The 15,376-nt window shown below is 40.4% G+C and carries 7 protein-coding genes; 1 reads left to right on the top strand and 6 read right to left on the bottom strand.

Features of this window, described 5'->3' with window-relative positions; translation table 11 throughout:
* Window positions 1–5 precede the first annotated feature (5 nt).
* From LVD51_RS10685 to LVD51_RS10700, 4 genes are all read right to left on the bottom strand, one after another.
* Complete coding sequence (locus LVD51_RS10685; protein ID WP_236971225.1) at window positions 6–1,724, bottom strand: RagB/SusD family nutrient uptake outer membrane protein; 1,719 nt, start codon at window positions 1,722–1,724, stop codon at window positions 6–8.
* Window positions 1,725–1,757: 33 nt separating this feature from the next.
* Entirely contained in the window at window positions 1,758–5,171 is a 3,414-nt protein-coding gene (locus LVD51_RS10690; protein WP_236971226.1) for a TonB-dependent receptor, read from the bottom strand.
* 95 nt (window positions 5,172–5,266) lie between these two features.
* The gene (locus LVD51_RS10695; protein ID WP_236971227.1) at window positions 5,267–6,268 is read right to left on the bottom strand and encodes a FecR family protein; all 1,002 of its coding nucleotides are present in this window, start codon (window positions 6,266–6,268) and stop codon (window positions 5,267–5,269) included.
* A 179-nt stretch (window positions 6,269–6,447) separates the two neighbouring features.
* Entirely contained in the window at window positions 6,448–7,014 is a 567-nt protein-coding gene (locus LVD51_RS10700) for an RNA polymerase sigma factor (protein WP_236971228.1), read from the bottom strand.
* Window positions 7,015–8,852: 1,838 nt separating this feature from the next.
* On the opposite strand from LVD51_RS10700, the gene LVD51_RS10705 reads away from it, so the two are divergent.
* Complete coding sequence (locus LVD51_RS10705; protein WP_236971229.1) at window positions 8,853–12,374, top strand: DEAD/DEAH box helicase; 3,522 nt, start codon at window positions 8,853–8,855, stop codon at window positions 12,372–12,374.
* Window positions 12,375–12,460: 86 nt separating this feature from the next.
* Here the strand turns inward: LVD51_RS10705 and LVD51_RS10710 are convergent, their stop codons facing one another.
* Window positions 12,461–13,369: an alpha/beta hydrolase family protein gene (locus tag LVD51_RS10710; protein WP_236971230.1), complete on the bottom strand. Its 909-nt coding sequence runs from the start codon at window positions 13,367–13,369 to the stop codon at window positions 12,461–12,463.
* Window positions 13,370–13,445: 76 nt separating this feature from the next.
* A complete protein-coding gene (locus LVD51_RS10715; protein ID WP_236971231.1) occupies window positions 13,446–14,861 on the bottom strand; it encodes a DUF3748 domain-containing protein in 1,416 nt (471 codons plus the stop codon).
* Window positions 14,862–15,376: the final 515 nt, after the last annotated feature.

The raw sequence follows: 15,376 nt of genomic DNA on the forward strand, positions 1-15,376 counted from the left end.
ATTGCTTAATAACCGGGATTTTGTCCCAAATCAACTTCGGTATTTTTCTCAATTTCATTAAAAGGAATAGGCCAAAGATTATTGAATTCATTGTAAAAATCTCCAACCCAAGTATTGTATTTTTTTGTGCGCTCAACCAATTTACCCAACCTAGTCAATGTCAGCAGTCTAAATGATTCAAAATGCAATTCGCGTAAGCGTTCGTCCAACAAGTAATCCAACGTTACGTCAGAAGCTTGAATTTCTGGGGCTTGCGCTCTTCTTCGAACGGTATTGATATCGGCAGCAGCCAATTCCAAATTGTTTTTACCCAAATAAGCCTCAGCTCTCAACAGATAGGTTTCCGCCAAACGAACCATGTAGCGATCTCTATAAGTAGCCTGAGCCGCACTGGTCAAAGATCCAGGCACAGTTTGATCGGCGAGATACAACTCTGTTGGAATCTGCCCAACCGTAGACAATTTCGCAAAAACAGGGAAAAAATTACGCGAAGTATCATTGGAAGTAGACAGGGCAATGGGCAAATTGTCCTTAAATATCCACTGTCCATCGTAGTCGGAATCGGGATTATTGACTTTAAAATCTCTTACGATATTGTATTCTGAATTTCTGATATCACTATCATAGCCACTTTTCTGCCAAATGCCATCGTAGAGGTATTTGGAAGGATTAATAAATCCCGACCCTCGTCCGTAGTAGGACGCATTGGGATAGGGAATCATCGGTGGCGCCGATCCATCGGCATTGGTCACCTTGGCCTGCCATAATCGAGGAACAGCCAATCTAGTCATTAATGCGCCATCAGCTCCTCCGGGCACATTAAATTCGTACTGAATCACCCATAGGGCTTCGGAGTTGCCCGTCGATCGGTTCTGATTGCCCGCTCTAAATAAATCCCAATATACATCGCCGCCAAATTCCATTTGATCGACCATGGTTCCAAAGCGCTCCGTCATCAAGGCCGTACTGGGATGATCGATAACTTTGGAAGCGGCAGCAATGGCCTCATCGTATTTCCCCAAGGAAATATACACCTCGGACAACACGTGATAGGCCACTAAATTATTGATTCTCGAATCTTGAGCCTGGTCAATATCTAGGGTGTTTTCTGCGGCAAATTTTAAATCGGCTGCACTCTGCTCATACACCGTCGATCTACTGGCACGCTCAAAATCCCGTCGAGGGCTGAGCACTTCTTCGAGTACTATAGGTACATCTCCGTATAAGTTGGCCAACATTTTATACATATATCCTCGAAAGAACATGGCTTCGGCTTGAATCAATCTCGCCTGATCTTCCGTCAATTCACTAATCTCGGATTGAGATCTGCCGATGATCACATTGGCATCGTATATGATTAAATAGGCCGGTCGCCACAATCCATCGTAGACTACAGGAGTATTGGTGGGCAATAGTACTGAACCGCCCCAGTCGGGCTTCACTCCCAAATCCTTGTGGGTATATATCATATCCGTCCCCGTCCAAGACAAAGATGGAAATTCAGTTGCCGTAGCACTAGTCGTAAAATTTTCTCGAAACCGACTGTATAAATTGACCAAGGCCGCATCAAAGTCATTGGCCGTGACGTAGGCATTTTCCGGTGATAGAAAATCAATGGGTACTTCATTGAGAAATTCATCCTCATTACAAGAAGTCACAAAGAGTGTAGTCATCAACAGAATATATAGAGGGATACTTTTAATTATAGATTTTAAAACCATCATCGTATTAAATTTTAAACGTTAAGAAAGTAATTTTTAAAATGCCAGATTCAATCCCAGAGAATAGCCCTTAAGTACAGGCAATCCCGAAGAGGTGATCTTTTGACCTGTCTCTGGATCCCAACCTCGCCAATTGGTAAAAGTGGCTAGGTTTTTTCCGCTGACAAATAGCTTTAAACTTTCTAATTTTATTTTTTCCAACCATTGATCCATAAAGGTGTAGGACAAGGATACATCCTGCAATCTTACAAAACTGCGTGGACTGTATTGTGTACCAGCCAAACCACTTGAGATATTGATATTGGGTCGTTGATAGGTAGCATTGGGATTTTCCGGTGTCCAAAAATCAAGATCATTGGGAAAGTGAATATTAAAGTGATTTTCCTGATTGATGATTCCCCAAGCATTGAGATTGTCTTCGCCCAAATAATATCCATTTCCACCTTGAATGGAATTTACAAAGACTCGCAAAGTCCAATTGTTGTACTGTAGACTGTTGTTGATACTAAATCGAAAGTTGGGCGATGAATAACCGAGAATACTTCTATCGTCTGGGGTAATCTGTCCATCACCATTGACATCGACTACTTTATAAGCACCCAAATCAGAATAGGCGGGAATCTCATCACCCACTTGCCAAAACCCATCGATTTGATAACCGTAGATGGCATCGATGGATTCACCGATAAACAGACCTTCAGAAATCAAGTCGTCTTCTACTCCGTCGCCGTCGTTGTCAAAACCCAATAATTCTACCAATTTGTTTCTATTTCTAGAGAATACAAAGGAGGTTTCCCAAGTGAAATTTTTCTTTTGGATATTGACTGATGTAATGGTCAAATCCAATCCCTGATTGTGAATCCGCCCTAAATTGTCGGGGAAAGTTTCGAAACGACTGATTCCCGGAATATCCACTTGGTAGAGCAAGTCTGTGGTTTCGTTATTGTAATAATCGACCGAACCGATCAATCTTTCTTTAAGAACACCGAAGTCGAATCCCACATTAAACCCTGTCGTCGTTTCCCATTTGAGATCTGGGCTGGCCAGTTTGCTAATGGCCTGAGAGTAAACCGGAGTTCCATCGGCCAAGATATAGTCGAATCCAGCATTGATCTGAGCCAAAGTCTGATATCTACCGATGGTTCTATTGCCATTGGATCCATAGGACAACCTCAATTTCAATGTATTGACCCAAGGCAGGGCATCGGCGACAAAGTTTTCTTCAGACATCACCCATGCCAAAGACACAGAAGGGAAAATCCCAAATTTGTTGGACGCTCCAAAACCTGAAAATCCATCCCTTCTAACCGTTGCTGTAAATAAATATTTGTAGTCAAAACCGTAGTTAATTCTAGCCATTTGGTAGAGGCTGGCTTCTTCCCATGCCCCGGTGATAGCCAGTTGCTGATCGGCACTTCCCGACTGCAAACTATTGTATCCCAATACGGGATTGGCAAAAATGGATGACGTGGCTTGGGTCAAATCGTACTTTCTATTTTCTGCCCCATAAACCAAGGTGACAAAAAGATTATGTCGCTGATTAAAGTTTCTTTTATAAGTCAATATATGATCGCTCAACCAACTGTTGGTCAGACCGATTTGCTTACTTCCCTGACCTTGAAAATTACTGCTGTATTCTCTAAAGTAATTGATATTGGCATTCTGATAGTTTACCGAATAGTTTCCTTTGTAAGACAGACCTTCGATAAAAGGCAGATCGATATTAGCATAAAAATTGCCAAAGAGATTCAACCTCTTATTTAGGTAGTCGGATTCCAACTGAATTAAAGGATTGGTAGTCAATCCACCGGTCAGCTGAATTAATTCCCCAGCCTCGTTGTAAGCCGTTGCAAAAGGCGAGATATAGCGATTACCGACACTGACTTCTGGACCGTCGTAATTGCTTTTGGCCACAGTGGATTGCAGGCCTAAATCCAACCAGTTATTGACCTTGGTTTCTACATTTACCCGAGCATTTAATCGCTGGTAGCCTTCATTTTTCATATAACCTTCCTGATCGGTTAATCCCATGGAGATATAGTAATTACTCCACTCCGATCGATTGGCCAGAGAGAGATTGTGGTTTTGAATATAGGGGTTGTCATTGGTCAATAGATCGTACCAATTGTCAGATCGACCTTGATTATAGGCGGTTATTTCATCATTGGTTTTAAAGTTGGATGAGGGTTCCCAACCTTGGACAGGATTGAGATAACCCGACTCTTGAGTTCTACTGTTGAATATATCTGACCATTCGGTTTTTTGTAGGTAATCTTCTGGGCTTCCAGTGGCAAACTCCTTGATAGGACTCTGAAAGGTCATAGAGTTGTTGTAGCGAATGATGGGTTTGCCGACTTCACCCCCACTTTTGGTAGTCAATATAATTACTCCATTGGAGGCCTGTGATCCGTAGATGGATGCTGCACTGGCATCTTTGAGCACATCGACGGTTTTGATATCGCTGGGATTGATGTCGCTTATATTTCCTCGATAGATTACTCCGTCGAGAACAATGAGAGGGTTTTGCTCTCCAGACAGGGAAGTCCGTCCCCTGATTTGCATATCTGGCTCGGCACCGGCTTCATTGACCTGACCGATATTGAGGCCGGGAACAGATCCTTGTAGGGATTGCATAATGGATATATTGGGCTGTTCTCTAAACGATTCTATATCTGCCCGAACTACTGAACCGGTAAGATCGGATTTGTTTTGTACCCCGTACCCTACGACGATTATCTCGTCCAGCATCTCGGCATCGGAGACCATGACGATTTCAATATTGGATTTGCCATTGACGGGAACTTCTTGGCTTTGGTAACCGATATAAGAACAAATCAAGATGGCATTTTCATTAACCCCAGCCAATTCAAAATTTCCATCAAAATCGGTGGCCGTACCTTTGTCTGTGCCTTTCACAGTCACATTGACACCGATGAGGGATTCACCGCTTTGGTCGACGACACGACCGGAGACAACTAATTCCAATTTTTTAAAATTGCGATTCACCTGCAAGGCATGGGTTTTGGGCAAAGCGGATACCACAACGGGGCGTTCTACCAATGCTCGGTAAACGATAATTTTGTTATTGGCTACTTTGTACAGAAATGGAGTTTGTTTTAAAACAAGATTGAGGACTTCCTCCAGATTGAGTTTTTGCTGAGCCAAACTCACGGCATAGGCATTGACCTCATTGGGACTGTATGCAAATCGATAATGGGTTTGGGCTTCAATTTTCTGAAAAACTTCAGACAGGTTTTCATTGGACACTTCCAATTGGATAATTTCATCTTGTAGGCCTTGCGCATGACTATTACTTCCCAGCACGAGCTGCAAACTAAATACCATAGAGAATGCACAAATAAAACTTAATTTCATCCAGAATGAATTATTTCTGAGTAAGCTCACACCATAATTATCCAAAGGATTGACCTTGAATATTAAATATTTCATATTTTTGATTTTTTAAATAGTTGATAGAACCGATTATTTAAACTTCATTGTCTTTTCGGTGGCCGCCGGAGAGACAATTTTTTTTCCAGTATTTTCTATTTTACTCTTGTGGTTTTTGTATTATCATAGATAGTTATTTTATTATTATCAATATTATATTCAGCGTTTATGACGGTGCATAGAACGAAGAGCAAATCTTCGACCTGATCTTCTTCGAAAAAAGTAGCCGATACTATTCGTTCGCTCAAACTAGGATGACTTAATTCAACATTATAATCCCATCGACGCTCGATAAATTCGACGACGTCATCCATCGACATATTTTCCAACTTGTATTCAGATGGCTTCCAATCCAAGACATCGGCCACGGTATTGACTTCGTGCTGGACATGGGTTTTGGTAATCTTATCATAGCTAACGGCCTGATTGGGCAACAAGGTAGCGAAGGATTCATTGCTGTCTGACACGGCTACCTTACCTCTGGTTACCGACACTTCAATTTCCGATTCTCCTTCCAATGCTCTGACATTGAAGGCTGTCCCCAAGACCCTAGTTCTAATCTCTCCACTCTGGACCACAAAAGCAGCGGATTCATTGTGTACTATATCAAAATAGGCTTCTCCACTCAAATTCACCATACGCAGGCTATCCTCAAATATACTGGGGTAAGACAATTGACTGCCCTTATTGAGGTAGACAATGCTCCCATCTGGCAAATAAACATTGACGGGATCTAATTGGGCTTCGACATATTGCATGGGTACAGAGAGCTGTTCTTTAAGTTCAATATTTTCCTTGGGCAAATATTTGAAGTACAACCATGTCAGTGAGACTAAGACAAGGAAGGTGGCAGCGACGGAAGTTAGTTGAATTCTACGTCGAATCGATTTTGATCTTTCTTCGCGAATTTGATGGCTTATTTTCTTTTCCATTCGAGTCTCTATTTCCTGACGCTGACGGTCGGAATATTGACTCAAAACATCATTTTCACCCGCAAATGACTGATAGTATTGATCTAAATATTCTTTTTCTTCAGGGCTAGCACTACCTGTAGTATATTTTTTTAACAGCCTAAAAACCCAATTATTATTTTCCATTATTGTATTCTATCCAATTCCTATCAATACGTGTACAAACTGCATTAAACTCCCAAAAGTAATTTTAAAAAAATTGAAATAAAATACACATTGTTTATATAAGCTATTGATTTACAACTAAATCTTCCAATTAAAAAAAATTGAAATTTTGTTACATCCAGAATAACAAAAACATGTAATTATAAAAATATAGAAAGGAATTGAGCGATCTGAGATCTCAGATTTTGGGCGGCAGTACGCACTTGATTTTGCACGGTTTTCTGGCTAATGTTGAGTTGGTTGGCAATTTCTTGGGAGGACAAATTTTGTTCGAAGTAGAGTTGGAATATTTTTTTCCGCTTGGCAGGCAGGCTGTGTTTCCACTGTTCAAACAATAATTTGAGTTCTTGATCCACGATATCGCCATCGGCGGAGAAGGGTGATTGCGACATAGCTTCCAGGGGTTGGATAAAGGAAACTACTTTTGAGGCATTGCGCGTCACGGCAAACACTTGATATTTTACAGCGCTATGGAGGTAGGGAGAAATTCGATCGATATCCACTTGTTTTCTGCGTTTCCAAAGGTCGATAAATACGTTTTGGACGGCATTTTCGCAGAGTTCTTCGTCTTTCAGTCTTTTATAAGCAGTAGAATAGAGAGGTTGCCAATATCTTCGATAGAGGATATTGAAGGCTTTTTCATTGCTGTTGCGCAGGGCTCGCAGCAAATCTTGGTCTTCCCAGTTGACATCTGGTTTTTCTGACATGGGTTAGATCTATTTCATCATAGTTAGGGACGAAAGTTAAAAAAAATTATTCATATATTTTGCTTCCTCATTTTACATCGCAAATTATTGTCGAATTATTCCCCGTCTTCCAACTAAACTATTGGCATAATATTTCACAACAAAATAGCCAGAATATGGCGGCAAAATAATCTGTTATTACAGCTGTAACAGGTAATACCACTAGAAATCCTTTGTGAGCTTCGTGTAGACCTATGATTCCACTGTGATACCCCCTCTTAATCACTTCAACAGAGAGGAGTAAGAGCACTTGGATTTGTCACACTTTTTGCCCAATCTATCCTATTATATCATTACAGGGAATGAAAAGATATGATCTATTCGTGTCAGAAAATTGACAATGCAAAAAGTCCGCCAAATCAATGTTGTTTGATGCCCATGCCGTGGGTTTTCAACCCACGGCATAGGCATCAATGGATAAACTTTTCGATTTATGTAAATTAGATTTAGACGCAAGGCAAACCCACCCACGACCCGGAGGTCGTGGTTCCCTCATCCAATCGACGTTAAGTCGATTGGGTACTTTGTACTGCATTCGGTCATGCCTCTACAGTGCTTCGCACTTCCCTCGTATCAATAGTATGAACATGATGGGAAAGATGTTAGGATATTCAAGATAATCCTAGCCCAAATCATAGACAGAATCTTGTTCAATATTATCAGTCCTGTCGAGGATTCGTCATACTGCGACAAAATTTCGAATCAAGAACTTAGCCTCACCTAATTGGAATGCTGCATAGGCTATCGTGCCGATCATTCTATCTTACCAATCCTGTTCAGACAAGGGGGTCCGGCGTGGTTGCACCGTATGTCGATAGCGAATTACCGAGGCGTTATCTTCTAATTAATTTTGACGACGTAGAGACGCAATGCCTTGCGTCTCCTAAAATTATTAACTGAGACGCAATGCCTTGCGTCTCCTAAAATTATTAACTGAGACGCAAGGCATTGCGTCTCTACGGAATTGTCAAAACATGATGGAAAAGATGTTGTGATATTCAAGATCATCCGAGTCCCAAATCATAGACAGCAACGATCTGTGGAGGATTCGCCTTACTTCGACTAACACTTCGACAAAGCTCAGTGCGGCGGCTCAGCGCAGCGGCTTCAAAGATTATCTTGACCATCCTTTTATTTTATTTATACCAAATACGTTTATAATTGTCGGTTATATTTCGATTTATTGTAGAGTTGCAATGCATTACATCTAAATTATTTTGAATAGAGACGTAATGTAGACAGCTGTACTGGTGCTATGCCGGCTTCCCCACCCGAAACGCGGAGATCCACCCGGAGCACAGTGGCTCCGGTTCCCTCGCCAAATGTCCATTGAGGACATTTGGTTGCTCTGAGGAGCAACCTCGCTCGGTCATCTTCACCAAAGGTCGATTTACGACCTTTGATTGCTCAAAGAGCAATTTTGTTCAGTCATTGCCTCGTCTAACGGCTAGCCCACCCGAGAGACGGAGCTCTCGGTTCCTTCATCAAAGGTCGATTTACGACCTTTGGTTGCCCTAAAGGGCAACTACATTCAGTCATTCAAAAATCTTAACCGACATCATAAAACGTATTTGGTATTAATCCTGTTCAGACAAAGGGCTCCGGGTGTGATTAGAATATAAATCTATCAAAATTTTAATTCCTGACATTCACCCAAAATTTACGGCTGCCGTTGATATTGGTTATATCACTCTTTTTGTTATCCCCATTTTCATTAAAACCATAGCTCGACCATTTTATAAATTCACGACTATATCTAATTGCCAAGAAATAATTATTTTATATGTTTAAACCACAAAATGAGGTATAATTCTATGGCGAAATATGGTAAAACGTGGTGGGGACAACAATGGCTTAATGCATTAAGCAATATTGACTACAGCAATCGACTGCCCCGCGGTCGAACATATGCCAATAAAGGATCGGTAACCCATATAGAATTCGACCACAATAAAATCAAAGCTTATGTTTCAGGTTCTAGAGTCCATCCCTATAGTGTAGATATCACCATTCCCAAATTCTCTGAATCTCAAAAGGAACTATTCACTAAAGAATTATTGAATAATCCAGGCCTAATATCCAAATTACTAAATAAAGAACTCGACCCCAAAATTCTGAATATCACAAAGGCCCAAGGTCTATTGGTTTTTCCAAATCAATGGTCAGATCTTAAGATGATTTGCTCTTGCCCCGATTGGGCTGTACCCTGCAAACACCTTGCCGCAGTAATCTATAAAGTCGCTTCGGAAATTGACAACAACCCCTTTTTAGTTTTCAATCTGCACGACTTAAATCTAATTCAAGAATTGAATAAAAGCGTTCATATTTCACAAGAAAGTTTTTCCATTCCCTTACTGACGGAAATCTATTTCCCTCCTTCAGTTAAAGAAACATCGAATACTGTAAAGACTTACAATGCCTATGACAAAGTTCAGTATTCCAACCTCATAGATATTCATCTGGCCCTTATTTCATTGCTCTCAGATCAACCACCTTTTTATCTGGAAAAATCCGATTTCAAGAAAGAATATACAACCTCCATGAAAAGGGCGGTTAAAATAGCCCAAAAGATTGTTCAGGGTAAATCCACTCTTTCACATGCCATTAAAGAAGAATCGCCCTATGCATTGTTCGAAAAGAAGGACGACATCTTTATAGTACTGGATCACAACTTTAATGCCCATGCCATCCTGGGAGATTCGCCTATTCGTTTAATTGATTTTTTACTCCTTCTCGAACAAATTCCAGCCAATAGAACCCTTGATTATCAACCGTCAACTGCCGCATTCCACACTGCTTTTAATACCAGCTTGCATTTGATCGCCAATGGAGCTCTATGCCCTCAGATCGTCCAACTCGAAGACCAATCCTATACCGTCCAATGGTTGCCAGCCATGTTGAGTAAAGAGGTGAGGTTAATGATTGAAAAAGTAGAAAAAATATTACCTCCAAAGCTCTTATTTTATAAAAATAAGATTGAACAAAAAGAGATCAATACTTCTCCAGGATTTCATATACTATCTATCATAATCACCAAACTCATAGCATCCTTTGACATTTCTTCAAAAAATGACAATGTGATGAACTTATTCTGGAAAAATCAAAACTACCGTTTTGATTTACCTGGAGAAAATGAATTGACCAAGGGCATAATGGCTTGGCTTCAAAGATTTTTCATATCTCAAGGCAAGTATAAACTCCAAATAATAGTCGAAGAGACCTTTAATGATAAATTCCTAGTTTCTATTAATGTGCAAAATAGAGACCATTTAATGGAAGGTCCACAATCGCTTCAAAATGTTTTTACTCATACCATTTTTGACCAGGATCGATTCTCCATCTTTCAATCCATCAGCCAGTTAAGCCCATTTATCCATAGAATAGACGACTACCTCAATTCCAAGGGTGAGGAATTAATGATATACGACAAAGGCGAATTTATTCCATTTTTATTTGAAATGATTCCTGCAATAAAGTTGCTCGACATTGACGTCCTACTCCCGAAATCCTTACAAAAATTAATTCGCCCCAAAGTCAGTGTAAGTATTTCAACATATCCCAGCGAATCCTATATCAGATTGGATGAAATTCTAAAGTTTAATTGGCGAATTGCCATAGGCGACAAATTGTTAAGTGAAGAGGAATTCAACAAATTGCTGCTGCAATCAGATGGCTTATTTAAATACAAGTCAAATTATATTTATGCTACACAAGAGGATTTAGAAAAACTCCAAAAACACATAAGGGGGAATAATTCATTAAACACACTGCAGTTATTACAAATCGCATTAAGTGAAGAATATCAAGGTGCGCCCATATCACTGACCGATGAAGTAACAAAGTTGATTAATGAATTGACCTCATTGGACGAAATTCAACCACCTTCTTCACTGAAGGCGACATTGAGACCTTATCAGCGAAGAGGATATTCCTGGCTCTATCGCAATTCCAAAATAGGTTTTGGTTCAATACTCGCCGATGACATGGGATTGGGCAAAACCATCCAAGTGATCACCACCTTATTGAAATATAAAGAAGAAGGGCTATTTCAAGATAAAAAAGCATTAGTCATAGCCCCTACTGGACTTTTGATGAATTGGCAATCGGAATTTCAAAAATTTGCCCCGACATTAAAAATTCTTCTATATCACGGATCGGCGCGCAAGATTGAAAATGATTTTGAAATTTTACTTACCTCATATGGTATTGCGAGGTCGGAAGTAGCAAAGATCAAAAAGATGAAATGGCAGTCATTGATCATCGACGAAGCACAAAATATTAAGAATCACAACACTGCGCAGTCAAAAGCCATTAAAAGCATTGGCGCCGATAACTATATTGCCATGAGCGGCACACCAGTAGAAAACAGACTAAGTGAGTTTTGGAGCATCATGGATTTTAGCAATAAAGGCTTGCTGGGAAGTGAAAAAACCTTTAGAAAGCAATTCAGTACAAGAATAGAAAAATTCAATGATAAAGAAGTCGCAAACAAACTAATAAAAGCGACTAGCCCATTCTTAATGAGGAGATTAAAAACAGATAAAACCATCATCAGTGATCTACCCGACAAAATTGAGATTAACAGTTTTTCAACCTTAGTTAAAGAACAAGTGGGATTATACACAAAGACCTTGGAGGAGGCAATGAAAAATATTGAAGCCATTGAAGTCAATGATAAGAAAGGCCTTTTCACCAGACAAGGTTTGGTTTTGCAAATGATTTTAGCCCTTAAACAAATCTGCAATCACCCAACCCAATTTCTTAAAAACAATGCCATGGACGCCTCTCTAAGCGGCAAAATGGATTTGCTATTCGAGAAGTTAGACAGTATTTTAGAAAACAATGAGAAAGTTTTAATATTTACCCAATTTGCTGAAATGGGTAGAATGTTACAACAATTTATTGCCGAAAAATACGGAGAAACACCATTGTTTTACCATGGAGGTTGCAACCTTAAACAACGCCAACAGATGGTGGATTCATTTCAAAACAAGCCTGCGGAAAAAATATTTATACTGTCGTTGAAAGCGGCTGGGACGGGGCTTAATCTAACTGCTGCCAGTCATGTGATTCACTACGATCTGTGGTGGAATCCGGCAGTAGAAGCCCAAGCTACCGATAGAGCCTATAGAATAGGGCAAACAAAGAAGGTCATGGTTCACCGCTTTATCACCAAAAATACATTTGAAGAGCGGATCGATAAAATGATCCAATCCAAAAAAGCATTGGCCAACTTAACGGTGGCCACAGGAGAGAATTGGATCGGAAACCTGAGCAACAGTGAGCTAAAAGATTTATTTGAAGTGGGTAGTAATGGTTAATTGCAATTAACCATTACCCATTGCAATTAACCATTACCCATTGCAATTAACCATTACTTATTGCAATTAACCACTACTACCCACTGTTATTTCAATTTTTCAAATCCCGGCACAGGCAACATTTCATGACCACCGACAAATATGGTCAAATCGATGTTTTTAAAAGATTTATACAAACAAATGTCGCGATCACCTATTTTACCCAATTCAGCCAATGGCTTTCTCTTTTCCAACAAATACAAAGTCTCCTCTGCCGTCACTCGACTTCCCTCATCATCAGCTCCCAAATCATCGACCAACTTATTGTAGAAATTAATAGAATGGGTAATCGGCACACTGCCCTTTAATCCATCATATACACCGGCATGAATAGACAATTTGGTGTCGCGATCCGGCGTTTCCCAATGCAATGGCGATTTGGCCAATGCCTCCTCCACATTCAAAGTCTCTCCCTCAGAACCCGTACATTTCATTACATTATTCGCATAATTATTGCCTCTTATCGTCGATTCATTATACCATGCCTCCAAATCCACTAAGGGCACCCAAGCCGATATTTTCTCAATATTGTGTTTGGATTTCATGTAGACGGCCAAGGCCGCATATCCGCCACCACTGACACCTACTACTCTAATCTTATTGACATCTACACGACCATTGGCAATGGCGTAATCTATGGCATCTTCGATATCGCTGAGGGCGTATTCACTACAACAGGCCTTTACCGTCCAGTTGGGCCCTCGAAAATTGGGATGAATATAATTCCAATTTTCCTCCACTGCCATTTTCGCTAAATCATCTTTTTGATTATAGTCTCCACTCCACGTGTGTAAACTCACCAATAAAGGCTGTGGCTCTTCAGAGGTCGAAGCATAAAACCAGGCCGGTTGAGATTCGTCATCTAGGGTTGACGGAATGGACACCTCTTCAAACGGCGAAGTCCAATTGCTTTTACGCACATCGTCATAGGCTATGACGTCCTTATCTGAAGCCATATTGGCTATTTTTTCAGTATAAAAAAATATAATTATTAGAAATATAAAAACCACAATTGAGCCTAAAATAGACCATTTATTCTTCATCTGATGTCAATAAAAATATTTGATAATAGGGTTTACCGTCTTCCACTACCGCACGATTATAGGCCAATGCCTTGCCTGAGCGCGACCACTGGATACCGTGTAATTCTTGGTAGTGATCAGCTATATTTTCTGTCAGACAATGTGTTTCGTGATTATTTAAGTCCGTAATATACACTTTTTCATCAGAACCATAGGCCAATACCCCACCTGCCGGATGTAGATCAAAGGAAGTATCAATGGAAAAGTCATTAAAAGTCATTTGCACAATTTCTCCCCCTACTGTAGGTACACCATAAATCTGTACCCTTCCCTCATCGTCCTTCATCATAAAGTATAGCCACTTTCCATCGGGAGAACTCTTCATCCACTGCCTCGGTCCCTGAACGCCGGGATACTTTCGATCTTCAGAATGAGTCACACGTCGCTGAACCACTGACTTCAACGGCAGTGGACGACTGACTGCTGTCCCTGCCAACTGTTGTTCATTACTTAAATCAGGCATTTCCTCAGGCAAATCGACTACAAACACTTCTGTAAACAAGTTGCCAGCCTCATCTCGAAGATCTCCGAGAAAAGCCACAGCATATTTTTGTTGTTCTCCATTGGATTTCACATATCCATTTTGCCCAATCCAGCCGTCTTCATAAGCCTTTTCTATTTCATCGGAACCCGGCTTAGGATTTTCGGTAACTCTAGCTACGGCCATATTGAACATAGTACCAGAATTGTTTTCCCCTTCGGCATCTGCATCTACCTCTACCGCCCCCCAAGGAGCCATTACAGCTATAAACCTGAGATTGCCCACAGTGCTATCTTTCTCCGCCAACTGCCCCATCACATCGTCGTTGTAAGTGTATGTCACCCATTTTCCATCACCGCTCCAAGAATGCGCGTGACTTCCTCCCCTCATGGCACCCACGGTAAATGGAGGCGTCACATCCCTAGCATCCATCCAAATTCCCTGACTAGGATGATTCATATCTACAGCCACTCCTGTCCGTCGGGTAAAACCATAAGGGCGACTTTCATCACAGTTTAGCAATCCGTGAATAAACAGCACCATATCCTCATGGGGATGATAAGCCACCGCCCCAACACCTGGACCATAAGTGGTCTGACCAGGAGTTTCATAAACCACTTCCACTTCCCGAGTCGCTATATTGACTCGCTCTATTCTGGGTGTGGCTCCAATATCTCCCCCTACATTGCGCACATCATATACCAAGTATTCATCTTTTGGCGAAAATGATTGCACCGGATTTAACAAATGTCCACCCTTCCCTGAAGTCAGCTGACTCTCCTTCCAATTGTTCTGATTCGATTCCATATCGTTGTCGTTGCTACATTGAACGAAAAACATAGAAAGTAAAGTAACCATCAAACACTTAATAGCCTTCGTCACCATGCGTTTATTTTTTTGTGTCAAAAATTAATATTGGGACAAAATACCAAATATCTTACGATAATATCTCTTTATCCATGGCTGGTGTACTATACTATTTTAACTTTTTATAATACAATAAAGCCATAGGCTCACCCTGTGAAATCACAAATAATAGGAAAATTGAATCTACATTTTTAATCCATTCAATTAATTTAACTCTCTTTATTAATACAACTGTAGTGAAAAAATATAACGGAGAATTCACCGTCCTTTTGTAGGATGGTCATATCTACTGAACTATGAGTATGACTGGGCCTAAAGGATGTGATATTGTACAGAATTATTTGACTGATTTGGGCTTTCACAAATGAGGTTTTAATAGACCTCAATCTGTGTTTGCAGGTAGTATGGCCCAAACCTAGGAATAAAATTTCAAAGCGATGTCCAAGGAAAATTTCCATATAACGACGGTAGAAGGTGATTCAATTATTTAATTTGCATTGCTTATAAAATTTTATCTTGTTATCGTTTTTCAC

This window comes from Membranihabitans marinus (assembly GCF_021729155.1).
In the GTDB taxonomy this organism is placed as follows: Bacteria; Bacteroidota; Bacteroidia; order Chitinophagales; family Saprospiraceae; genus Membranihabitans; species Membranihabitans marinus.